Genomic DNA, 24639 nt, shown 5'->3' with positions numbered 1-24639 from the left:
ATATTTAATCAAGTTACCCAGAAATTATAATAAAATTTTGTGTAGTAACTGTTTAGATTATATAATTTTACTTAATGATCTAATTCACCCTCTATCATCTTTCCTTTTTTTCTAATTGCCAAGATATAAAATATCGAAGGAATTATAATCAAAGTTAAAAAAGCTGAAGATACCATTCCACCAATCATAGGAGCTGCAATTCTTTGCATAACTTCACTTCCAACACCATGTATATACATAATAGGAATTAATCCTCCTAATATTGCAAATAGTGTCATAAGTTTTGGTCTTAGCCTTAAAACTGCACCTTTATAAATTGCATTAAAAATATCTGTTCTGTTTGGATCTTTTATTTTTTTATTCAATTCATGCATAGCTTCATGTAAATATACAAGCATCACTATAGATGTTTCAGCAGCGACTCCTAAAAGTGCCAAGAAACCTACAATTACAGCAATTGATATATTAAAATTCAAAAACTCTAAATAAAATATTCCACCTGTTAATGCAAATGGTAAGGTAAAGAAAATTATCATTGTATATGTTAAATTCCTCAAAGCTAAATATATAAGTACAAATATAATTACAAAAGTTAAAGGAATAATATAAACAAGCCTTTGAAGAGCAGATTCCAAATACTCACTCTGCCCTGCCCACTCATAATAGTAACCACTAGGAAGTTTTATATCTTTTAATAACTCTTTTGCTTCATCCTTATACTGATTTGCTGATATTCCATCTTTTGGTGTAATATAAATGAAATTTACATTTAATGCTTTTTCTGATTTTATAACAGATGGTCCCTCTTCATACTCTAAATTCGCAAACATTTTAAGGGGTTGAAAACCTAATTTTGTTTTTATTTGAAGATTTTCTAAACTTATTAAATCTTCTCTTTGAGTTGTTTCAAATCTCAAAGTAATTGGATATCTCTCTAATTTATCTATAAAAGTAGATATTTGAGATCCTGCAACTCCAAGTGAAATAGTTGATATTACATCATTTTTACTAATTCCATATCTTGCTATCATCTCCTCTTTTATGTCAATATTTAAATAATATCCTGAATTTATCTTATCAGTTGAAACAGATAAGGTCTTATCAAATTTCTTTAATTTTTGCTCAATTAATCCTGCTGTTTTTTCTAGTTGTTCATGATTATTTCCATACAGCTTGATTCCCAAAGGTGTCCTAATACCTGTAAGAAGCATATCAATTCTTCCTCTAATTGGATAGGTCCAAGAATTAATAAGCCCTGCTACTTGAAGTTTGTTATTCATCTCTTCCATTAGTTTTTTATAGGTCATTCCAGGACGCCATTCTTCTTGTGGTTTAAAAGTTACTATTGTTTCTATCATCGCAAGTGGGGCGGGATCTGTTGCTGTTTGTGCACGCCCTGCTTTTCCAAATACGGTATCTACTTCTGGAAATGATTTTAAAATTATATTTGTTTTATTTGTGAGTTCTTTAGCTAAGTCTATCCCTATTCCATAGGGAGTTACAGGCATATACATAAAAACTTGCTCATTCATCATTGGCATAAATTCCCAATTTTGTTTTTTATAAACGGGATATGCTAAAATTATTGTTCCAATAAAAATCACAACAACCAAATATCTTAATTTTAATGAAATTTTTAGAAGCGGTGAATAAAGCATAATGAAAAATTTATTTAATATATTTTTATCTTCTGCCATTATTTTTCCACGAATTAGAAACACCATCAAAATAGGAACAATTGTGATTGACAAAATTGCTCCACTAATCATTGCAAATGATTTAGTAAAAGCTAATGGTCCAAATAACCGACCTTCTTGTCCACTTAATGCAAATATTGGTAAGAAAGAAATAACTACTAATATTAGTGCAAAAAAGATTGGTCGCCCTACTTGTTTTGCTGATTTAATAATTATTTCAATTCGTTCTTTATTACTTATATTCTCTTTTCCTTGAAGATATTTATGGGCATTTTCAACCATTACAATTGTGGCATCAACCATTGCTCCAATAGCAATTGCAATTCCACCTAAACTCATAATATTTGAGCCCATTCCAAAGGCTTTCATCATTAAAAAAGTGATTAATACAGTTATTGGCAAGGTTATAATAATAATTAATGCACTTCTAAAGTGAAATAAAAATAATCCACTTACTATCATTACAATAATCGATTCTTCAATTAATGTATTTTTTAAAGTATCAATAGCTTTATCAATTAATGAAGTTCTATCATAAGTTTCAACAACTTCAACATCATCAACGTTTAGGGTTTCTAGTTTTTCTTTTACAGCTTTTATAACTGCATATGGGTTTTCACCAAACCTAACAACTACAATACCTCCAACTGTTTCACCCTGCCCGTTTAAATCGACCATTCCTCTTCTATTTGATGATGTAATATTTACATTTGCGATGTCTTTTATTTTTAAAGGAATTGAATTAAAAGTTTTAACAGTAATATTTTCTATATCAAAAACATTTTTTAGGTAACCTTTGGCTTGAATCATATGTTCATAACCATTTTCTAAGATTATTCTTCCACCTTTTTCATCATTATTATTTACTAAGGCTTTTTTAACATCTTCTATACTTAAATCATATTGAACTAATTTATCTTGATTTAGTGTGATTTCATAGTTTTTTACAAAACCTCCAACTGATGCAATTTCACTTACTCCATCAACCCCTAAAAGAGCAAATTTATAATAATAATCTTGTAAAGTTCTAAGCTCATCTAAGCTTTTTGTTTTTGATGTTAATGCATATTCATAAGCCCAACCAACACCCGTAGCATCAGGACCTATTTGAACACTTGAACCTTCAGGAAAGGTTCCTTGAAGAGTTGATAATTGCTCTAAAATTCTGCTTCTTGAATCATAAATATCTGTTCCATCTTTGAAAATAATATAAATCATCGCATTTGAAAAAGAGCTCATAGCTCGGACCGTATCAATATTTGGCAAAGACATTAAGTTTGAAATCAAAGGATATGATATTTGCTCTTCGATTGTTTTTGGACTTTGACCTTTCCACTCAACTTGAACAATCACTTGAGGAGGTGATAAATCAGGTAGGGCATCTAAACTTGTGTTTTTCACAGCCCAAAAAGATGCAAAAGTTAAAATGATTACGCAAAAAAGTACTAAAAATTTATTTCTAACACTATATGAGATTATACTTTCTACCATCTTTTCCTACCAATCTTCATCATCAGATTCATACAGTGCATTTGTAACTGCATCTGAATCTAGCAAGAATAGGGCATTGTTTATAACCTCATCATTCTCTTGTAAGCCACCAAGTATTTCATACTTATTTGAAGATATTCGTTTTGCATTTATTTTTATAGGTTCAAACTCTTCATTTGAAATAGGTCTAAATACATAATATGTATCAGCTTTTTTTAGTACAGCTGTTTTTGGTAAAGTTAGCATTAGTGATTTTCTTACCGTTAAATCTATTTTTCCAAACATACTTGGAACAAGCTCATTATTTGTATTATCAAGTATAAATCTTACATCAACTGTTTTTGTTTTTTCATCAAAAGTAGGGTAAATAAAATCAACTGTTGATTTTATACTAGAATTTAATCCATCAATAGATATTTGTGCTTCCATACCTTTTTTTACATAAGATAAGTCACTTTGGTAAATAGAACTAATAAACCAAATTTTATCTAAAGAAGCCAGTTGAAGTAGGGTAGTTCCCTTTTTTACGGCACTTGAGTTATTTATACTTTTTGCTAGTAGGATACCATTTACACTAGAGGTAACCACTATACCATTTTTATCTACTTTTGATTTTCTGATTTTTTCTTGTTCAGATTTTGATATGTCTAAGTTATCAAGTCTTAGAAGAGTTGAATTATAAATGTTCTTATTAAAATCACTTGCAATTTGAAGTTCACTTTGAATACTTAAAATATCATCTGAATAAATAGAGTATAAAGGCTCACCTTTTTTTATACTCATATAGGTTTTATTTGCATTTAACTTTGTAATATAACCATCAAATCTACTTACGATATCAACTAATGAGCTCTCATCAATTTTTGTTATTCCATAAAAACTTTTTGTAAGAGCTAATTCTTCTTTTTTTACTTTTACAATTTTCTTGTTAAAAAGCTGTTTGGCTTCTATAATTTGGGCATTTAAAGCCGTTGTTAAAAGTAGGGTGCCTAACAATACTATTTTTATACTTCTAATCATTTTATGCCTTTATTTGTAAAATATAATAAAGCAGAATAAGCTTCATAATATTTTTGTAATTCATCTATTGCTTTTATTTCATAAGATATTAATTCATTTAAATTTTTAATGCTTTCTTGTGGTTTAATCTTATCAAAGCTTGTGTAAGTCTCTATATTTGTTTGTATTTTTTCTTTGATTGGTATAATTTTTTCTTCTATTAAATTGTAGTTTGTATATGAACTGTTTAAACTATTTTTTAATATTTCACTTTGCATTGAGAAGTTATGTTTTAGCTGTACTAATTTATCATTTGTTTCATTCATATTCATTTTAGCTTGAAGTCTAGCTGTATTTTCAGTGTCATAAATAGGAAGTGGGAAACTAACACTCACATTTACATAATCATTAAATCTAGAATCCCTTTGAAAATAAGCCACATTTAACATCACATCTGGAATCTTTTTTTCAGCCTCTAAATCTGCCATATTTTTTGATTTGTTTGCCATCTCTTCCAGGGTTTTAAACTTGGGATGTTCTTGGTTTATACTTAATAAATTTATCTTCTTTATATCAATATTTTCATCGATTTTATCAATCTTAGTATATGTAATTTGCTCCAATTTTAAGTATGAATTATCAATCATATTCTTAAGATTTTGTTTTTGCAAACTTATATCTAAAGCCGATATTTGAGAATTTAATATCTCATTTTGAGTAACTTTTTGATATTTATATAAAGAAGTAAATAAAGTTTCTAGTTTTTTAATATTTTCTTCATATGACTCTAATAGCTTATATTTTCTTTCTAAAAGTAAAATAGTATATACATATTCATAAACTTTTGATTCTAGCTCTAGCTTTTTATCTTCAAGATTTTGTATTTGTATATTTCTATCTTTTTGGGCAATCTTTTCTTTTATTTCTAATTTTGAACCTGTAGGAATCACTTGAGATAAGCCTATAAAAGAAGCTTGCATAGCCTCTTTATCTCTTGAACTTAAATCGTTAAGCCATAGGTCATTTAATCCAAGTGACAAAGTAGGGTTTTGCCACTTTTTAGATAATAAAATCTGATGATTTGCAACTTCTATGGATTTATCTATACTTTTTATATCATAATTATTTTCATTTGTATTTTTTACTAGCTCATCTATTGTCACAGCTGATAATAGGCAAACAGTAAGGCTTGAGCATAGTAATATCTTTTTCATTATAGGTTTATACTACCTTTTACAGTATGAACCACATCATCTTTTGTTTTAAATTTTAGATGATATTGCCAAGTTCCTGACATACTAAAGTTAACATTTACTTTGTAAACTCCATTTTCAAGTACTGCTTTATCTTCATATTCCATATATGGCATACCTGGCATTTCAGGCATAAAAACTTTTAATTTTACTTTTGCATCTGTAATTGCTACACCATCTTTAGATAATTCAATATCAAAAGTATTTGTTCCTACAATCAAGCTTTTTTCAGAGCTTAATTTAATATCATAACCATCTTTTGCACCATTTTGTTCTATTGCTTGGGCATTTAAAAAACCAACTGTTATTAATAGCGTTGCAAATAATTTGATTAAACTTTTCATATATTTCTCCTTTGAAATTTTTAGTATATAAAATATTATCAATTTTGTGAGGAGTTAATGTGTAGATTCTTTTTTAAAAATTTAGAGTAAAAGTTGTACCTTTTTTTAATTGTGAGTTTACAGATATATTTATATTATAATTATTACATATTTGATTTACAATACTAAGACCTATTCCAAAACCGCCTTGTTGCGTTGTTGCTCTATAATATCTTTTAAATATATCTTTTAGTTTATTTTGCTCTATTCCAATACCTGAATCACTTATTATTAAAGATCTATTTTCAAGTTTTATCTCTATAAATCCAGCTATTTTATTATATTTAATTGCATTTGATATTAGATTATTGAAAACTCTTATAAAATCATCTTTATCTATTTTATACTCAAAATCTTCTAATTTTAGTTTTATATCTATTCTCTTTTTTATTGCTAAAGGTTGAAAAAATTCTAGCTGTTCTATTATTATTTGTTTTAAATTTACTATTTCAATAGATTTCTTATCATAACTATTTTGTAAAAATATATAAGTTAGATCTTTATATAGCTCAGATACTCTTTTTGCGCTTATTCTTATTCTTTCTATTTGTTTTTCATTTAAGCTATTTGATTCTGTTGACATTAAAATAGCGCTAATTGGTGTATTTAACTCATGGGTTGTATCTTTGATAAAGTTATTAAGTTTTTCTCGTTCGTCTTTTATAGGCTTTAAAAATAGCTTTGCTAAATAAAATCCTATAATTGCAATAAATAAATAGATTAAAAAGAAAATAAGTACAATATTTGTTTTTAATTTACTGATTTGTTCAAAAAAAAGATTCTCTTTTATCGCTATATAATAAACACCCAAATGGCCTAAAGTAGAGGAGTCAATTAAAATAAAATGTTTTTGATGCTCTATTATTGTTTTTGTAAAATCAATTTCATCATCCAAATTTCCAAAGATTTTATTTTTATTCTCATCATAAAAAGAGATTTTATAATCATCTGTTTTTAGTAAATAATTTTTATCAAACTCCTTATTTGTCATATGTGCAAATATTATTTTTGATGATATTTGTGAAACTACATTTTGCATATTTGATTTTGTTAAATCATAATATAGTGTTTTTTCATTTTGAAAATAGAAAAATGCAACCATTAACATTAATACAAAAGATGAGCCCAAATATAAAAAAAGAAATCTTATAAAAGTGCTTTTTTCACTAGCTGTTAAATCTATAACCAACTCCTCTTATATTTATAATAGAGTCTTCCCCTAATATTTTACGCAGATTTTTAATATAAGTTCTAATAGTAGAAGCTATTGGCGCTTCTTCATATGCCCAAACATTTATACTTAATTCTTCAATACTAACTGATTTATTTCTATTTTTTATTAAATATTCTAATACTTCACTCTCTTTTTGGGCAATATGAATAGTTTTAGCATCTTTATTTATTGTTAGAGTATCTTTATTTAGATATATTTTATTTGATATTTCAATGCTATTAGAAGATGAAATATTGTGTAATCTTTTAATATTTTCAATTCTTAAATCCAACTCTTTTAATTCAAATGGTTTTTTAATATAATCATCACAACCTGATTTAAACCCTTTTTCAATATCTTCTAACAAATGAGCAGAAGTTAAAAAAATTGCTGGTGTTTTTATTCCATTTTTTCTTAAATCTTCTAATAATTCAAAGCCATTTATATTTGGAACATTTACATCTAAAAGCATTAAATCAAATGTTTTTGAATAAATTATATCTTGGGCTTCATCACCTGTAAATACTGAAGTTACACTATTATTCATCTCCATTAGATGTTCTTGTATTATTTCATTCAAAATTAAATCATCTTCAAGTAGTAATATTTTCATTTAAATTCCTTGAATAAATTGTAGCATAAAATTATTTAGTGTTATTTGTGATTTTTTATAAGCTATAGAATAGCTCCTCCTATTAATAAATAACTATTTATTAAATAACAATAATTCCATACAGATGGAATTAAATGAGGAGTCTAAATTTCTATATTTCGTGATTGGATTTGATGAGTAACTTTAAAAAAGTTAAGCATAAGGTCTAAGTTATGTAGCATTTAAAATAAATGCTACTTTAACTTAAATTAGAATTGTCTTCTTGGTCTTTCTTCTCTAGGTTTTGCTTCATTAACTCTTAAAGTTCTACCTTCGCAGTCATTACCATTTAAAGCTTCAATTGCTTTAGTCCCAGCTGATGCATCTTCCATTTCAATAAAACCAAATCCTTTAGATTTTCCTGTTTCTCTATCCATGATAACTTTTGCACTTTTTACTGCACCAAACTTTGAGAAAACTTCTTCTAACTCTTTATCATTCATTCTGTATGATAAATTACCTACGTAAATGTTCATCTATTCTATCCTTTGTAAATGTTATAATATTATGCCTGATTATTTTTAAATAATCAAGTATTTTGAAAATTTCTTTTTAGAGCATTTTGTAATCTTGAAGAAACCTCATTAAATCCTAAAATTGCAATGATGTCATACACTGAAGGAGCTTGTGTTCCACCTGTTAATGCTATTCTAATTGGTTGAAATAATTGTGGAAATTTCAATCCATTTTCAGTAATAAAAGGTTTTGTGATCTCTTCAACTTTTGCAACATCATACAAGTCATCTTTATTTTTTTCTAGTAGATTAATATATTTTTCTAAAAATGCTTTTGTATCTTCTTTTACAAATTTCTTAACTCCGCTCTCTTCATAAGAAGTTGGAATTTCCAATATAGCATTTACTGAGGCTTTTAACTCTATTAATGTTTGTGCTCTTTGTTTTGATAAATCTAAAAGTTCTGTTCTTTTTGGATGATGAGATAAATCCATATCAAAGAACTTTAATTCTTGAATTAATCTATCATTTGATACAGCTTTTATATATTCAGAGTTTAACCACAATAATTTTTCAGCATTGTATGCAGATGCTGATTTATTAATATTTGAAGGATCAAACAATTCTAACATATCTTCCATTGAAAAGATTTCTTGGTCACCATTTGACCATCCAAGTCTAACTAAAAAGTTTAATAAAGCTTCAGGTAAATATCCTTGATTCTTATAATCCATAACATCCATTGCACCATCTCTTTTAGATAGTTTTTTCCCAGATGGATTATTAATCATTGGAACATGATAAAACTTAGGTACTTTAAATCCTAAGGCATTATAAACAACAATTTGTTTTGGAGTATTTGATAAGTGATCATCACCTCTTATAATATCAGTCATCTCCATTAAGGCATCATCAACGGCAACAACAAAATTATATGTAGGCATTCCATTTGATCTTGCAATTACAAAGTCATCAACTTGATTAGCATCAAATTTCATAGGACCTTTTACACCATCTAAAAATTCTATTGTTCCAGAAGTTGGAGCTTTGATTCTAATAACTGGCTCAACACCTTGAGGGATTTCAGGTAAAACTTTCCCATCTTCTGGTCTCCAAGTTCCATCATATCTTGGGTTTTCTTTTCTAGCTTCTTGACCTGCTCTTAGGGCATCAAGTTCTTCTCTACTCATATAACATTTATAAGCATTTCCATTATCTAATAAGATATCAATATATACTTTATAAATTTCTGTTCTTTTTGATTGATACAAAACTTCACCATCATAATTTAAGCCAACCCAATCAAATGCATTAATAATAGCTTCCATTGCATCTTCATTATTTCTTGCAGTATCAGTATCTTCAATTCTTAATTTAAACTCTCCACCTGTTTTTCTAGCCCACAAATAGCTATATAATGAAGTTCTTAAACCACCAATATGTAAATATCCTGTTGGACTTGGTGCAAATCTTGTAATTGCCATTAAATTATTTCTCCTCTTTTTTGTTTTGTATATAAAATCCTATGCCCGTAACAATAGCTACAATTGCTATAAAGATTAATAGTGATATTTCAAGAATTCCCATTAGCTTCTTTCTCCTTTAACTGCCCACAAGCAGCACTTATGTCAATACCTTTTGATTCCCTAATAGTACAAATTAATCCACGTTCATTTAAATAATCTTTGAATCTTAACATATCTTCAACTTCAGGTCGCTGATATGTAGTCCCTGGATAGGGATTAAAGAAAATTAAATTTACTTTTGCTTGAATTCCATTTAGAAGTTTTAAAAGTTTTTTTGCAGCATCAACTGAATCATTTTTATTTTTTATTACTAAATACTCAAACATAACTTTTTTTCTTGTATCTATTGGAAATTTCTTAACAGCATCAATAATTGAAGCGATATTATAAGCTTTATTCATAGGAATTAATTCACTTCTTAACTCATCATCAACAGCATGAAGAGAAATTGCAAGTTGTATTCCTAAATCAATTTGACCTAACTTTTCTATTTTAGATGCAATTCCTGATGTTGACACTGTTTGTCTTCTTCTTGAAATTGCTAATCCATCAAGTTCAGAGAATATACTAACTGCTTTTACGAAATTAGTAAAGTTGTCAAGAGGTTCACCCATTCCCATATAAACAATGTTTAATGCTTTGTTTTCAGCTATGTCATTATCTCTTTTTATATTTACAATTTGAGCTATATACTCTCCAACTGTAAGATTTCGTACAAATCCACCTTTTGCCGTTAAACAAAAAGTACATCCAACCTTACAGCCAACTTGAGATGAAATACATACAGTGTATTTTTCACTTCTTACAATATTTCCATCTTCATCTTTTTTCTTATCTTTCATCAAAAGTAATACAGCTTCAACTGTGTGGTTATCTCTTAATTTAAAAAGATATTTGATGCTTCCATCAATACTTTGCTCTTTTTTTACTATTGTCATAACATCAATTGGATAGTTTGCTTTTAAATCTTCTTTTAATTCATTTGGTATATTTTTCATTTCATCATATGAGTTTGCATATTTTTTATAAAGCCAGTTGTACACTTGCTTTGCTCTAAATGATGGTTTTAATTTTTCTTTTAGTTCATCTAATGTGTAATCATATATTGATATTAATTCTTCTTTTGCCATTATAATTTATCCAGTATTTTATTTTGTCTATTTTATTATATTTTTTTCAAGTAAATATTTTGTTAGTTTATCCATTGCTTCTTTGTGATTTTTTATAAAATCTTCATGGGCAGTCTCATTTGTATAGTTTGTTATTACAAATATTCCAGCAACTGGAATTTCAAACTCCTTTGCAACACTTAAAATTGAAAAAAACTCCATATTTTCAATTCCAACACCATAATCATTAAACTCTTTACATAATTTTTCATTTGTAGATATATAGTTTGATGAGTTTACAATTGTGTCATTTCTTGCAAATTTATTCTCTGATTCTAAAACATTATCAAGTGGAGTATATGCACTTTGTATTAAAAAACCAAGCTCTATATTTGAAGCTCTTTTTGATTCAATAATATCAAATATTTGATGGTTACCATATGAACCTGCACTTCCTATAAAAAGTAAAAACTCAGGCTTATCAAATAAACATATTCTTGTTAAGTTTATAGCAGATTCAACCAAACCCACACCAATAGGGTGGGCGAATGGAAAAACTTCATTTCTTCCAGCACAGATAATCATTTACATTCCAATGTAAAATTTGGATTAATATTAATATTTTGCTCACTATTAATAGGTGCCACGTCTGCAGCTATTTTTGCTTTTGTTGAATATGCTATTTCAGCTCTTGCATACATTATATTCCCATTTTGTGATTCATTTACATTTATAGTTTTTATCTCGCAAGATTTTGATAATTTTGCAGATAAAGTTTTTGAGTAAGATTCTAACCATGTAATTGATTCTAGTCTTAATTCATCATAACTTTTATTTTGTAGTTCATCACTTATTTTCCATGATACATTTGAAATATTTAGTTTTACATCTTCAGATTTTGTACTATCTTTTATAGAAATTAATTCATCCATAAAACTATTTAATTTTTTTGCATCTGTTGATTCAGCAGTATATCTTAGACTTCCTACATAACCTGTAAATTCTTGTTTATTATCATAATATTTATATTTTGGACTTAAAGTAAAACTTCCATTTTTTAATGTAATACTTTTATTGTTTTTCATAAAATCATTAAATTTTTCTATTTCTATATTTACTTTTGATTCATCTAATTTTTCAACACTTATATTAATATATGTATTTAATAAATCAGGATTAACAACTTTTGAAAAACTTTTATTGAAATTTATTTCATAAGAAAATGACAAAATAGGTAATATCAATAATGAAAATATTTTTTTATTCATTTTATATCCTTACAGGAATATTATTAGCTCTTAAATATCTTTTTAAATCCATAATATCTATCTCTTTAAAGTGAAAAATTGAAGCAGCAAGTGCTGCACTTGCACCATGTTCAAAAGCTTCTTTTATATGCTGCATAGTTCCAGCACCTCCACTTGCAATTACAGGAATATCAACTAGTTTTGATATTTGTTCTGTAATATTTAATTCAAATCCTGTTTTAGCACCATCTGTATCCATAGAAGTTAAAAGTATCTCACCAGCACCTCTATCATATACTTCTTTTGCCCATGAAAGTGCATCAAGGCCTGTGTCTTCTCTACCACCTTTTACAAAAACATGATATGAACCATCAGAAACTTTTTTTACATCAATGGCTACCACTATACATTGTGAACCAAATCTTTTTGAGCTTTCATTTATTAAATCTGGGTTTGTAACAGCAGATGAATTAATAGAAACTTTATCGCATCCTACATTTAGTAAGGCATAAATATCTTCAAGTTTTCTAATTCCTCCACCAACAGTTAGTGGAATAAAAACCTCTTGAGCAACCTTTTTTACAATATCAACAATTGTTCCTCTATTTTCATGGCTAGCTGTAATATCTAAAAAAGTAATTTCATCAGCACCTTCTGCATTGTATCTTTTTGCGACTTCAACAGGGTCCCCTGCATCACGAAGACCAACAAAGTTCACACCTTTTACAACTCTTCCATTATCAACATCTAAACATGGTATTATTCTTTTTGCAAAACTACTCAAATATAATCCTTCATAATAACTAAATATTATCTTATCTAATTGTAAGTTAAAAGCAGATATACTCCTTGCAATTATGGAAAAAGTAAAAGCGAAAAAACAATACGGACAAAACTTTTTAAAAGATACGACTATTTTGGATAAAATCATCCAATCGATGCCCACCAAGAATAACTACATCGTTGAAATTGGGCCTGGATTAGGTGATTTGACCAAAAACTTAGTCAAGTACAAAGATATGACTGCTTATGAAGTAGATACTGATTTAATCAGCATCTTAGAGTCTAAATTTGCAATAGAAATAGAAGAGGGTAGACTAAAACTGATCCACACTGATGTTTTAGAGGCTTGGGATAAGCAAAAAACTCTACATGATGGTAGATATGATTTAATCGCAAATCTACCATACTATATTGCAACAAATATTATATTAAGAGCGTTTGAAGATAGCGCTTGTGAACACATTATTGTGATGGTTCAAAAGGAAGTTGCAGAAAAATTTACTGCACGTGTAAAAGATAAAGAATATTCTTCATTAGGTATTATTACTGAATTAATTTCTGTTGATTCAAAAATACTTTTTGATGTTCCTCCTGAATCTTTCGATCCTCCACCAAAAATAATGTCTTCAATTCTTTATATAAAAAAAGATATGGATAAAGTTCTTGATAAAGATTTTAATAAGTTTTTAAAAGCATGCTTTGTGCAACCAAGAAAAAAACTTTCTAAAAATCTTACATCAGTTGTAAGTAAAGAAGCCATTTCAGAAATTTATAAAGAGTTAAATATTAATGATAATATTAGACCTCATGAAGTAAGTTCATCTTTGTATAGCCAAATGCATACAAGGGTAAAAGATGGAAGAAATAAATAAAGAAGAACAGGCTGTTGTTAACAAACAAGTAATTCAAACAACTAATCAAAATACAAATACTACAGCAACTACTTCTGAGCAAAGCACAGAAGGCGTAGAAACAAAAAAACCACCTTTCAAAAAAAGAAAGCCAAAACCTAAAACTAATCCAAATGCTAACAATGCTGTTGCTAATCAACAAAAAGGTGAAGGATGGATTACTGATCTTAAAAAAGCACATTTAATAAATGAAAAAATTCATAGAGATAGATTAAATCCTCACTATAAACTAAATTTAAATACATCTGCAAAACTGAAAATTACTCCACTTGGAGGATTAGGTGAAATTGGTGGAAATATGATGGTTATAGAAACTGAGAATGAAGCAATTATCGTTGATGTTGGAATGAGTTTTCCTGATGAAAACATGCATGGTGTTGATATTTTAATTCCTGATTTCTCATACATCAGAGAAATTAAAGATAAAATTATTGCAATTATTATTACACATGGTCATGAAGATCATATTGGCGCTATGCCATACTTATTTAAAGAAATGCAGTTTCCAGTTTATGGTACATCATTACCACTGGAAATGATTGGTTCAAAACTTGATGAACATAAAATGAGAGAACATAGATCATACTTAAGAGCTATTCAAAAAAGAACTCCTATAAAAATAGGGGAGTTTGAAATTGAATGGATACATGTTACTCACTCAATTATTGATTGTTCATGTATTGCTGTTACAACTGAAGCTGGAACAATGATTCATACGGGTGATTTTAAAATAGATCATACTCCATACGATAACTTGCCAACAGATTTACATAGACTTGCTCATTATGGTGAAAAAGGTGTTTTACTTTTAACATCAGATTCAACAAATTCACATGCTCCTGGTTTTACAAGAACAGAAAAAACAGTTGGTCCAACTTTTGATAGATTATTTGCAGGAGCTAAAGGTAGAATTCTTATGTCTACATTCTCTTCAAATATTCATAGGGTTGCACAAGCAATTGAGAGAGCAATTACATTCGGGCGAAAAATCTGTGTTATTGGAAGATCAATGGAAAAGAATCTAGACTTAGCAATGAGTTTAGGATATATAAAATTTCCAAAAGATCAATTTATAGAAGCTCATGAAGTAAATAAATATAATGATAAAGAAATTTTAATTGTAACAACAGGATCTCAAGGAGAATCTATGTCAGCACTTTATAGAATGGCTATTCATGAGCATAGACATATCAAGATAAAGCCAGATGATCAAATTATATTATCAGCTAAAGCAATTCCAGGGAATGAAGCTAGTGTATCTGGTATTATCAATCATTTATTAAAAGCTGGGGCTAAAGTTGCATATCAAGATTATGGTGATATTCACGTTTCTGGGCATGCTTCTCAAGAAGAACAAAAATTAATGCTAAGACTTGTTAAACCAAAATTCTTCTTACCTGTTCATGGTGAATATAATCATGCATTAAAACATGGTCAAACAGGTATTGATTGTGGTGTATTAGAAAGAAATGTTTATATTATGAGTGATGGAGAGCAAATTGAAGTAAGCCCTAAATATCTTAAAAAAGTAAAAACTGTTAAAACAGGAAAAGTTTATATTGATAACCAATTAAACAATAAAATTTCTGATGATGTAATTTTAGATAGACAAACAATGGCAAATGAAGGTGTTGTTATGATTGTTGCACAAATTAATGAAAATGACAGAACTATGGCACAAAGACCAAAAGTTACTTCTTTTGGATTAGTTCCCGATAAACAAGATAAATTCTTCTCTAAAGAGATTGAAGATTTATTAACTACATTCTTAGAAAATATTAAACCTGGAATTCTAAAAAACAATAGAATTTTAGAAGATGAATTAAGAAAAGTTGTTAGAAAACATTGTACGAGAAAATATAAAAAATATCCTATGATAGTTCCTACAATATTTGTTCAATAAGGATTGTATAGATGGATTTCAAACAAATTGTTAAAGATTTATTACTAGTTGAAGCAAAAGAGTTAGAAAAAGCTGCAAATAATATAGCTTTTGATATAGAAAAAGCAATTGAGTTAATAATAAGTACTAAAGGTAAATTAATTATCACAGGTGTTGGTAAATCGGGATTAGTTGGAGCAAAAATTGCTGCTACTCTTGCAAGTACTGGTACAAGCTCATTTTTTCTACATCCTACAGAAGCAATGCATGGTGATTTAGGAATGATTGGAAAGAATGATATTGTTCTTGGAATTTCATATAGTGGAGAAAGTGAAGAATTAGTACAAATTCTTCCACATTTAAAGAGATTTAATATCCCTTTAATTGCAATGGCTAGAAATCCTGAATCAACATTAGCTAAATATGCAGATGTTTTTATAAATATAAAAGTTGAAAAAGAAGGATGCCCGCTTGATGTTGCACCTATGTCATCTACAACTCTAACTATGGCTATGGGTGATGCTCTTGCTGTTTGTTTGATGAAAAAAAGAAATTTTAAAAAAGAAGACTTTGCTTCATTTCATCCAGGTGGAAGTTTAGGAAAACAACTTTTTGTAAAAGTTGATGATTTATTACGAAAAGAGAATCTTCCAGTAGTTTCACGTGAAACAAAATTAAAAGATGCAATTTTAATAATGAGCGAAGGAAGACTTGGAAGTGTAATAATTACAGATAAAGAAAATAAAGTAATTGCACTTTTAAGTGATGGGGATTTAAGAAGAGCTTTAATGGGTGATAATTTTTCTATGGATTGTAAAGTAGAAGAGATTGCTACAATGAATCCAAAAAGATTAAAAAACAAAGAGCTTTTAGCAAGTGATGCACTACAAGTAATAGAAGATTATAAAATACAGCTATTAATTGTAACTGATGAAAATGATAAATTAGTTGGTGTATTACATATTCATGATTTAATAGAAGCTGGTATAAAATGAAAAAAAGAGACGAAGAAGTTCAAGAAGAATTAGTAAGATTAAATAAATTTTTATCTCATAATAGTAATTATTCAAGAAGAGAAGCTGATAAGCTAATAGAAGAGGGTAAAGTAAAAGTTAATGGAAAAATTGTAACAAATCTTGCTACAAAAGTTTCAAATAAAGATGAAGTTGAGATTGGTAGAAAAAAAATTAGAGAAGACAAAAATAAAATTTCTACCGTAATAGTATATAACAAACCGAAAGGTGAAATAGTATCAAAAAAAGATCCTCAAGGAAGACGTACTATTTATGATTCACTTGATCATAAATACAAACACTTTTTAAGTGTAGGTAGACTTGACTATGCTAGTGAAGGTTTATTATTACTTTCAGATAGTGTTACTATTGTTGATGCATTAATGCACTCTGATTTAGAAAGAGTTTATAAAATAAAAGTAAATGGTATTATTACAAAACCTGTTGAAGAGGCTATGCAACATGGATTAGAAATAGAAGATGCAACAAGTGGCGCTTATAAAACTAGTAAAATTAAATCAATGAGTTTTGCACCATTTTTAGCATATGATATTCAAAGTAATGGTGAGAAGTTTTCAAAAATCAAAGTTGTAATTAGTGAAGGTAAAAATAGAGAATTAAGAAGATTCTTTGCTCATTTTGGACTTGATGTACTTGATTTAAAAAGATTGGAGTATGGTGGGATCTCTTTAAATAATCTACCAACAGGAAAAACAAGATATTTGACGAAAGAGGAATACAAAAATCTTAGAATCTTTATGAATGAAGATGATAGATCTATCTAATAAATTAAGACCAACAAATCTAGATAATTTTGTTGGTCAATCTCACATTATTGCTAAAGATAAGGCACTATATAAATTAATTAAAAAAAAAGACATACCACATCTATTTTTTTATGGAAAACCTGGAACTGGAAAAACTACACTAGCAAAGATTATAGCTCGTGAAATAAATACAGACTATTTTTATTTTAATGCTACAAGTATAAAAATTGAAGATTTACGTAAAGTGTTTGATAAATATAAAAACTCTTTAATTAAGCCTTTAATCTTTATTGATGAAGTTCATCGATTATCTAAAAACCAACAAGAAGTCCTTCTTCCTATTATGGAAAATTATGATGCAATCATAATTGGAGCAAGTACTGAAAATCCATTTTTTACTTTAACATCAGCAATTAGATCAAGATCATTTTTATATGAATTTAAAGCCTTTACAAAAGAAGAGATGAATAAAATTCTTGATATTGCTTTAAAAGATATTGATATAAATATAGAATCTGATGCTTTAGAGTACTTGATTACTTCGAGTTCAGGAGATGCTAGAGCTATGCTTACACTTCTTAATTTTTCATATAAAGTATCTAAAGATATTGATGTGAGTTTATTAAAAGAATTAAGAGAGAATGTAATAGGGGATGGAGTTTCATCTTCTGATACACATTATGATTTAGCAAGTGCTATGATAAAGTCTTTACGAGGTTCAAATATTGATGCTTCACTTTATTATATGAGCAGATTGATAAATGGTGGAGAAAGTGTTGACTTTATTACAAGAAGATTAGTTATATTTGCAAGTGAAGATATTGGTAATGCAAATCCAAATGCTTTAAACCTTGCAGTAAACACAATGATTGCTTGTAATAAAATAGGGTATCCAGAATCGAGAATCATACTTTCTCAGTGTGCAATTTACCTAGCTTCGAGTCCAAAATCAAATAGTGCATATAAAGCAGTAAATAAAGCTTTAGAAGAGATAAAAGCAGGAAAGATACTAGATATACCAAAACATCTTGATTCGCAGCATATAGGCTATTTATACCCCCATAATTATGGTGGATATGTTGAACAAGAATATTTAAAAGAAGATTTAAAGCTTTATGAAAATTCTAATATAGGATTTGAAAAAAGTTTAAATGAATGGTTGATTAAGATAAAAAACAATAGTAAGGATTAAAATGGAATATTATACTTGGATACTGACTTTTCACATTATGGCTATGATGTCTTGGATGGCAATGCTTTTTTATCAACCAAGACTTTATGTATATCATACAGAGCATCAAAATAAGAAAGAGTTTGTTGATGTAGTCAAAATTCAAGAACTTAAGATGTACAAATATATTGGTGTTCCAGCAATGTGGGCTACAATAATAAGTGGATCAGTAATGCTTTATTTAAATCCATATTTATTATCAAGCGAAGCAGGTGGGTGGATGCATGCGAAAATATTTTTTGCTTTATTGCTTGTTATATATTCATATTCACTAGGATATTATAGAAAAAAATTAGAAAAAGATAATTATGAAAGAAGTGGTAATTTCTTTAGAGCATACAATGAAATACCTACTATTTTATCTTTATTTATTGTAGCATATGTAATTACAAAAACTTTTTCACTATTATTTACAATCGTAACACTTGTTATTGGTTCATTTATAGTATATAAAGTTTATAAACAAAAAGAAAAGAAGATATCATGAATTTTGAGAAATACTATGTATTAGATACAAATATACTACTAGAAGATGCAACAAATATATATAAATTATCACAAGAAGGGAAGAATCTAATTATTTTACCCGAAACAGTTTTAGATGAACTTGATACTAAAAAAAGTGGTTTTGATGAAATCAATTTTCAAGCAAGAGAGTTTGCAAGAATTTTAGAAAACTCTGAAATATTAAATTCTCAAAAGGTAGAATCATATAAAACCATTAGATTAAAAATACAAAATGATAAAAATACTATTATAGATATTATTTCAAAAGATGAATATTTAGTGAATATAAAAAATATATCTCCAAATATAATCAATGATAGAAAGATTCTAGAAATTGCTACCTTTGCAAATACTTACTATAATAATCAAGTTGAATTTTTATCACTAGATATAATGGCAAGAACTAGGGCAGTATCTCTTGATATTAAAACAGATGCACTTGTAGGTAAGGATAAGGACAATTTTGAGTTTGAATTTATTAAAGATATTGATATAAGATTTCAAGACTTAGAATTTCTTGATAATCAAGAAATAAATAAATTTGATAAAGAATATAAACCATATAATTTCTCATATTGTTTTAATGTAGAAGCATCAGATCAAGTTGTTTTAGCAAATATTCAAAACAAAAGAATTAGAGTATTAGATGAAGATGAAATTAGAGATCAAATAATTACTCCTTTAAATAAAGAGCAGTTATTCTTTTCAGATGCAATTCTTAATCATTTTTATAATGTTCTAATTGTAGAAGCAAAAGCAGGTTCAGGAAAGACATTATTAGCTTTAAGTGGAGCATTAAAACTTGTTAGACAAAAACACTTTCAAAAAATCATTTATATAAGAAATTCAATTGAATCACTTGATAAAGGAGAGGAAGTAGGTTATCTTCCTGGTCTTGAAGAAAAATTTAGAATATACAATCATCCCTTGATGGATAGTTTGGATTATATTATTAGAACAGAGCATAAAAGAAAAAGAAATAAAAAAGCTCCTGATACTATAGTGTCAGAATTGGACGACAGCGAAGTAACAGCTCGAATCGAACAAATGATTAGCAATTATGGAATAGAGACTATGTGGGTAGGGGAAATGCGTGGAAGAACCTTATCCAACTCATTTATAATTATTGATGAAGCACAAAACATGTCAAATAAAACTATGCAAATGGTTTTATCAAGAATTGATAGTTCTTGTAAAGTTGTTATACTAGGTTCAAATAAACAAATAGATAACTTCTATGTAAACAAATATACAAATGCATTAACTACACTTTTAAAATCTACTAAAAATGAAAATACACTTGTAAATTCATTTGCAATCAAATTACAAAAAGTTCTAAGAGGCCCAATAACAGAATGGGCTGAAGAAATTTTCTCTAAATAACATCTTTTTTTAGATGTTATTTAATCAATTATAATACATCAATTAATTAGTACTAAAACTCAATTTACATTTTGATTAATAAAAATTGTAAAATTCTTTTATACAAATATTTAAATATATTTTTAATTAACTAATTTGTTTAAATGAATTAAAAAGACTAAGAATACAAGCCTATAAAATCGTAATTATATTTATAATATAAACTAAGAATCTAAATATAAAATTAAAAATAAATAAACTTCATTTTGTGTTATAATACACATTATAATATGTAAAGGAGTAAAAATGGGCTTATTACAATATACATCAAATGAAATGTTTTCTTCAACTGAATTAGTTAGAAAGAGTAAAAATATATTTGATAAATTAAATAAAAATGAAATTGAAAAAGCAATAATTCTAAGAGATGGAAAACCAGGTGTCATACTTTTAGATTTCAATCAATATGAAAATATAATGAATGACTATTTGAAACTAAAAGAGAAGATTTTAAATGAAAGTTCAAAAAAAGAAAATATTGAATCTACAAAACAAAGCGATGAAAAAATAAATAGTGATAATTCTCAAAATGTATATGAACAAATTGATAATTCTGATTTTTCTTTTGATTCAAATAGTGCAAGAGAAGAGAAGATTGAACCACTAAAAGAATTTTGGGATTAAAATGATAGATGTATTAATAATTGGTTCAGGAATAGCTGGACTAACTGCTGCATTAAATGCAAAGAAAAATGATTCAAATGTTTTAGTTGTATCAAAAACATATCCAACACACTCACAAAGTGTTCAAGCACAAGGTGGAATAAATGCTGTTTTATATGAAGATGATGATAGTGTTGATATACATACTGAAGATACATATAATGCATCTTTTAAGCTTGCGAATAAAGACACCATAAAGTTTATGTGTGAAAATGCTAAAGATACTATACATTGGCTAGATTCCATTGGTGTTCCCTTTAATAGGGATAAAGACAATAAAATAGCTCAAAGAAAATTTGGTGGAACAAAGAAAATAAGAACTTGTTACTCAAGTGATTATACTGGTTTAAAAATACTTCATACACTATATGATCAATGCATTAAAGAGGGAATAAATTTCAAAAATGAACATCTAGCTTTAAATCTAATAGTTCACAAAGATATAGCTAAAGGTATAACTGCACTTGATATACAAACAGGTGAAGTAAAAGAATTTATATCAAAAACTACAATAATCGCAAGCGGTGGATATGCAGGTATTTATTATAACCATACAACAAATTCATATTCAAATACAGCTGATGGAATTAATATAGCATACAAAGCTGGATGCGAATTATCCAATATGGAATTTGTACAATTTCACCCAACTACACTAGAAAACTCAAATATTTTGATAAGTGAAAGTGCTAGAGGTGAGGGTGGATATCTTGTTGATAAAGATGAAAAAAGATTTATTGATGAATTAAAACCAAGAGATGAAGTATCTAGAGCCATATATGAGAAAATAAAAAAAGATGAAAAAGTATATCTTGATTTGAGGCATTTAGGAATAGATAAGATAAAGGAACTGATGCCACAAGAAAGAACTTTAGCCTATGAATTTTCTAATATAAAAATCGAAGAAGAGTTACTTCCAATTATTCCAGCAGCCCACTATAGTATGGGTGGAATAAAAACAGATAAAGAGACAAAAACAAATATATCAAATCTTTATGCTTGTGGAGAATGTGCTCAAGCATATATACATGGAGCAAATAGGCTAGGGGGAAACTCTTTACTAGAAATAGTTACATTCGCTAAAGTAGCTGGATTAAATGCATCAATAAAATCAAATGAAATTAATGATTTCCATATATCAAATAACACCCAATATAAAGATGAAATAAAGGAAATTGAAAATATTTATTCATTACCAAATATTGAAAACTTTTATAAATATAAAGAAATAATTGGACTTAGCTTGTTTGATAAGCTTGGATTATTCAGAGATGAAGAAAAAATGAATGAATTGTTAAATGAACTTAATGAAATTAAGAATAAATTACCCAAGATGGGAATTGCTGACAAATCAAATGTATTTAATAAGAATCTAATTGAATTTATTGAATTCAAAAATATTTTAGATATTGCAATAATAACAACAACTTGTGCAATAAATAGAAAAGAAAGTAGAGGAAGCCATTATAGAACTGACTATCCAAATACAGATGAGAACTATAATAAGTGTTCAAAAGTTTATATACAAAATAATAGTACAAATATAGAGTTAGAGGACATCAAATGAAAATTAATATAAAAAGATTTTCTAAAGATAAAGTATATGAAGATAAAGTATATCAATATGATACAAATGAAGATAATTTATTAAAAGCTTTATATGATATTAAAATTAATATTGATTCAACATTAACATTTAGATGTGGTTGTAAAAGTGGAGTATGTGGTTCATGCGCTCTTAAAGTCAATGGTGTAGAAAAATTAGCATGTAAAACAAGAATCAAAGATTCAGACTTAATTGAACCCATGAGTAACTCCAATATAATAAAGGATTTAATAGTAGATGTTTCACATGAAACATTTTTGATAAAGAAAACAAACAGCTTTATTGAAGAGAATATAGAAATTGAGTTAAGTCAAAAAGATATAAAAATAATAGATTTACAAAGTAATTGTATTTTATGCAATTCATGTTTTAGCTCATGTCCTGTTTACGATGTAAATAAAGACTTTCTAGGGCCTTTTGCACTAACAAGAGCCTTACGATATATAAATGACAAGAAAAACGCTTCTAGAGCAAATATAGTGAGTAGTATTCAATCAAATGGGATATGGGATTGTACTTTATGTAGTGCATGTACACTTGTTTGTCCACAAGGTATAGATCCAAAAGCAGATATTATGCAATTACAAAATATATCTATACAAAATGGTTATAATAATCCAAATATGCAGACTTTTGATTTTGGTACAAATTTCAATGATGATTTTGGGGGATTTAATCCAAATGGATTTTAATAAAGAGGAAAAATCCTCTTTATTATAAAAGTATTATAAATTGTCTTTTAAGTATAAGTAGTCAGACATTTTAGTCCACTCTCTTACTTTTTTCATATAAACATCTTGAGAATCTAAAATCTCTTTTAATAAAGGACTTTTCTCTCCCATTTCTGTTCTTAATTCTTGATTTGCTTTTTTCATCTCATCCATAATTTGTTTAGAAAAAGTTTTAACTTGAATATTTGGATATTCAGTTTTCATTTGTTGCCATGCAACAGCATTCATATCATAATTTTGAATATACATATCATAAGCGCTTAATCTTATTGCATCAACCATAATCTCTTTTAAATCATCTGGTAATTTCTCAAATTTCTTTGTATTAATGATAAATTGCATTTCTGATGCTGGTTCATGCCATCCTGTATAATAATATGGAGCAATCTTATGAAATCCCATACTAATATCCATTGAAGGTCCAACCCATTCTAATGCATCAATTGTTCCCATTTCTAGTGAAGTAAATAATTCACCTGCAGCCATATTATTAGCTTGAACACCTAGCTTTGCCATGATCTCACCTGCAAATCCTGGAATTCTCATTTTAAGACCTTTTAAATCATCAAGAGTATTGATTTCTTTTTTAAACCATCCTCCCATTTGAACACCTGTACTTCCACCAGGAAATGATAATACACCATGTTTATCATAAACCTTTTTCATAAGTTCCATTCCACCACCATGGTAAAACCATGCATATTGTTCAGGAGCAGTTAAACCAAAAGGCATTGATGTAAAGGGTAAAGTGTTTATGTCTTTACCTTTCCAATAATATGATGCCGTGTGCCCCATATCATATTGCCCAGCTTTAACCATATCAAGAACACCTAAAGGCGCTTTATGTTTATTTGCCGAATCTACTTTAATATCAAGCCTACCATTTGACATTTTATAAGCCATACTAGCCATGTTTTTAGCTGTATCTATAAGAGGCGTAGCAGTTTCACCCCAAGTTGTTGCCATAGTAAATTTATATACTTTATCATCTGCACTTAAAGAAGACAATAATCCTATGCAAACAACAAAGAAAGAAAATTTTCTAATTGTTTTTTTCATTTATACTCCTTGTAATAAGTTGTGTATTATATATTTAGG

The 24639-nt window shown here is 27.8% G+C and carries 23 protein-coding genes; 10 read left to right on the top strand and 13 right to left on the bottom strand.

The genetic code is table 11. From position 1 onward, the window contains the following. Positions 1-71: 71 nt before the first annotated feature. The 12 genes from ABVS04_RS01205 to hisF all read right to left on the bottom strand — a co-directional run bounded on the left by ABVS04_RS01205 (position 72) and on the right by hisF (position 12809). Complete coding sequence (locus tag ABVS04_RS01205; RefSeq protein WP_368028830.1) at positions 72-3188, bottom strand: efflux RND transporter permease subunit; 3117 nt, start codon at positions 3186-3188, stop codon at positions 72-74. Positions 3189-3194: 6 nt separating this feature from the next. Then, complete coding sequence (locus ABVS04_RS01200) at positions 3195-4208, bottom strand: efflux RND transporter periplasmic adaptor subunit (RefSeq protein ID WP_368028829.1); 1014 nt, start codon at positions 4206-4208, stop codon at positions 3195-3197. After that, positions 4205-5401, bottom strand: coding sequence for a TolC family protein (locus ABVS04_RS01195; protein ID WP_368028828.1), 1197 nt, complete (start codon positions 5399-5401; stop codon positions 4205-4207). Before ABVS04_RS01195 ends, ABVS04_RS01200 begins: the two co-directional genes overlap by 4 nt. Continuing rightward, complete coding sequence (locus tag ABVS04_RS01190; protein ID WP_368028827.1) at positions 5401-5784, bottom strand: FixH family protein; 384 nt, start codon at positions 5782-5784, stop codon at positions 5401-5403. Before ABVS04_RS01190 ends, ABVS04_RS01195 begins: the two co-directional genes overlap by 1 nt. A 73-nt stretch (positions 5785-5857) precedes the next feature. After that, on the bottom strand, positions 5858-7012 hold the full coding sequence (locus ABVS04_RS01185; protein ID WP_368028826.1) for a sensor histidine kinase: 1155 nt from the start codon (positions 7010-7012) through the stop codon (positions 5858-5860). Continuing rightward, the gene (locus ABVS04_RS01180) at positions 6990-7649 is read right to left on the bottom strand and encodes a response regulator transcription factor (protein WP_368028825.1); all 660 of its coding nucleotides are present in this window, start codon (positions 7647-7649) and stop codon (positions 6990-6992) included. The genes ABVS04_RS01185 and ABVS04_RS01180 overlap by 23 nt, the downstream gene beginning before the upstream one ends. A 248-nt stretch (positions 7650-7897) precedes the next feature. Then, entirely contained in the window at positions 7898-8164 is a 267-nt protein-coding gene (locus ABVS04_RS01175; protein WP_172124020.1) for an RNA-binding protein, read from the bottom strand. Between the two features lie 53 nt (positions 8165-8217). Then, positions 8218-9627 carry a glutamate--tRNA ligase gene (gene gltX / locus ABVS04_RS01170; RefSeq protein WP_368028824.1) on the bottom strand — a complete coding sequence of 470 codons (1410 nt, stop codon included), beginning with the start codon at positions 9625-9627 and terminating at the stop codon, positions 8218-8220. 89 nt (positions 9628-9716) lie between these two features. After that, positions 9717-10799, bottom strand: a complete 1083-nt coding sequence (gene rlmN, locus ABVS04_RS01165) for a 23S rRNA (adenine(2503)-C(2))-methyltransferase RlmN (protein WP_368028823.1) — start codon at positions 10797-10799, stop codon at positions 9717-9719. Between the two features lie 27 nt (positions 10800-10826). Continuing rightward, positions 10827-11363, bottom strand: coding sequence for a purine-nucleoside phosphorylase (locus ABVS04_RS01160; RefSeq protein WP_368028822.1), 537 nt, complete (start codon positions 11361-11363; stop codon positions 10827-10829). Then, positions 11360-12046 carry an SIMPL domain-containing protein gene (locus ABVS04_RS01155; RefSeq protein ID WP_368028821.1) on the bottom strand — a complete coding sequence of 229 codons (687 nt, stop codon included), beginning with the start codon at positions 12044-12046 and terminating at the stop codon, positions 11360-11362. The genes ABVS04_RS01160 and ABVS04_RS01155 overlap by 4 nt, the downstream gene beginning before the upstream one ends. A gap of 1 nt (position 12047) precedes the next feature. Beyond that, positions 12048-12809 (bottom strand): imidazole glycerol phosphate synthase subunit HisF, encoded by a 762-nt coding sequence (gene hisF, locus ABVS04_RS01150; RefSeq protein ID WP_368028820.1) that lies wholly within the window; start codon positions 12807-12809, stop codon positions 12048-12050. Between the two features lie 73 nt (positions 12810-12882). Between hisF and rsmA the strand changes: the two genes are divergently transcribed. The 10 genes from rsmA to ABVS04_RS01100 all read left to right on the top strand — a co-directional run bounded on the left by rsmA (position 12883) and on the right by ABVS04_RS01100 (position 23502). After that, positions 12883-13680 (top strand): 16S rRNA (adenine(1518)-N(6)/adenine(1519)-N(6))-dimethyltransferase RsmA, encoded by a 798-nt coding sequence (gene rsmA / locus ABVS04_RS01145; protein WP_368028819.1) that lies wholly within the window; start codon positions 12883-12885, stop codon positions 13678-13680. Further along, the gene (locus ABVS04_RS01140) at positions 13664-15622 is read left to right on the top strand and encodes a ribonuclease J (protein ID WP_368028818.1); all 1959 of its coding nucleotides are present in this window, start codon (positions 13664-13666) and stop codon (positions 15620-15622) included. Before rsmA ends, ABVS04_RS01140 begins: the two co-directional genes overlap by 17 nt. 11 nt (positions 15623-15633) lie before the next feature. Continuing rightward, positions 15634-16596, top strand: coding sequence for an SIS domain-containing protein (locus ABVS04_RS01135; RefSeq protein ID WP_368028817.1), 963 nt, complete (start codon positions 15634-15636; stop codon positions 16594-16596). Then, positions 16593-17399 (top strand): pseudouridine synthase, encoded by an 807-nt coding sequence (locus ABVS04_RS01130; protein ID WP_368028816.1) that lies wholly within the window; start codon positions 16593-16595, stop codon positions 17397-17399. The genes ABVS04_RS01135 and ABVS04_RS01130 overlap by 4 nt, the downstream gene beginning before the upstream one ends. After that, a complete protein-coding gene (locus ABVS04_RS01125) occupies positions 17383-18573 on the top strand; it encodes a replication-associated recombination protein A (RefSeq protein ID WP_368028977.1) in 1191 nt (396 codons plus the stop codon). Before ABVS04_RS01130 ends, ABVS04_RS01125 begins: the two co-directional genes overlap by 17 nt. A 1-nt stretch (position 18574) precedes the next feature. Beyond that, entirely contained in the window at positions 18575-19099 is a 525-nt protein-coding gene (hemJ, locus tag ABVS04_RS01120) for a protoporphyrinogen oxidase HemJ (protein WP_368028815.1), read from the top strand. Beyond that, positions 19096-20502 (top strand): PhoH family protein, encoded by a 1407-nt coding sequence (locus tag ABVS04_RS01115; RefSeq protein WP_368028814.1) that lies wholly within the window; start codon positions 19096-19098, stop codon positions 20500-20502. Before hemJ ends, ABVS04_RS01115 begins: the two co-directional genes overlap by 4 nt. Before the next feature lie 285 nt (positions 20503-20787). Next, entirely contained in the window at positions 20788-21165 is a 378-nt protein-coding gene (locus ABVS04_RS01110) for a hypothetical protein (RefSeq protein WP_368028813.1), read from the top strand. A 1-nt stretch (position 21166) separates the two neighbouring features. Beyond that, positions 21167-22771: an FAD-dependent oxidoreductase gene (locus ABVS04_RS01105; protein WP_368028812.1), complete on the top strand. Its 1605-nt coding sequence runs from the start codon at positions 21167-21169 to the stop codon at positions 22769-22771. Beyond that, positions 22768-23502 carry a succinate dehydrogenase/fumarate reductase iron-sulfur subunit gene (locus ABVS04_RS01100; RefSeq protein WP_368028811.1) on the top strand — a complete coding sequence of 245 codons (735 nt, stop codon included), beginning with the start codon at positions 22768-22770 and terminating at the stop codon, positions 23500-23502. The genes ABVS04_RS01105 and ABVS04_RS01100 overlap by 4 nt, the downstream gene beginning before the upstream one ends. Positions 23503-23535: 33 nt before the next feature. Here the strand turns inward: ABVS04_RS01100 and ABVS04_RS01095 are convergent, their stop codons facing one another. After that, entirely contained in the window at positions 23536-24600 is a 1065-nt protein-coding gene (locus ABVS04_RS01095) for a TRAP transporter substrate-binding protein (protein ID WP_368028810.1), read from the bottom strand. Between the last annotated feature and the right edge of the window lie 39 nt (positions 24601-24639).

Source organism: Arcobacter sp. s6 (assembly GCF_040884245.1).
In the GTDB taxonomy this organism is placed as follows: domain Bacteria; phylum Campylobacterota; class Campylobacteria; order Campylobacterales; family Arcobacteraceae; genus Aliarcobacter.
This window is presented reverse-complemented; position numbering and strand designations above follow the sequence as displayed.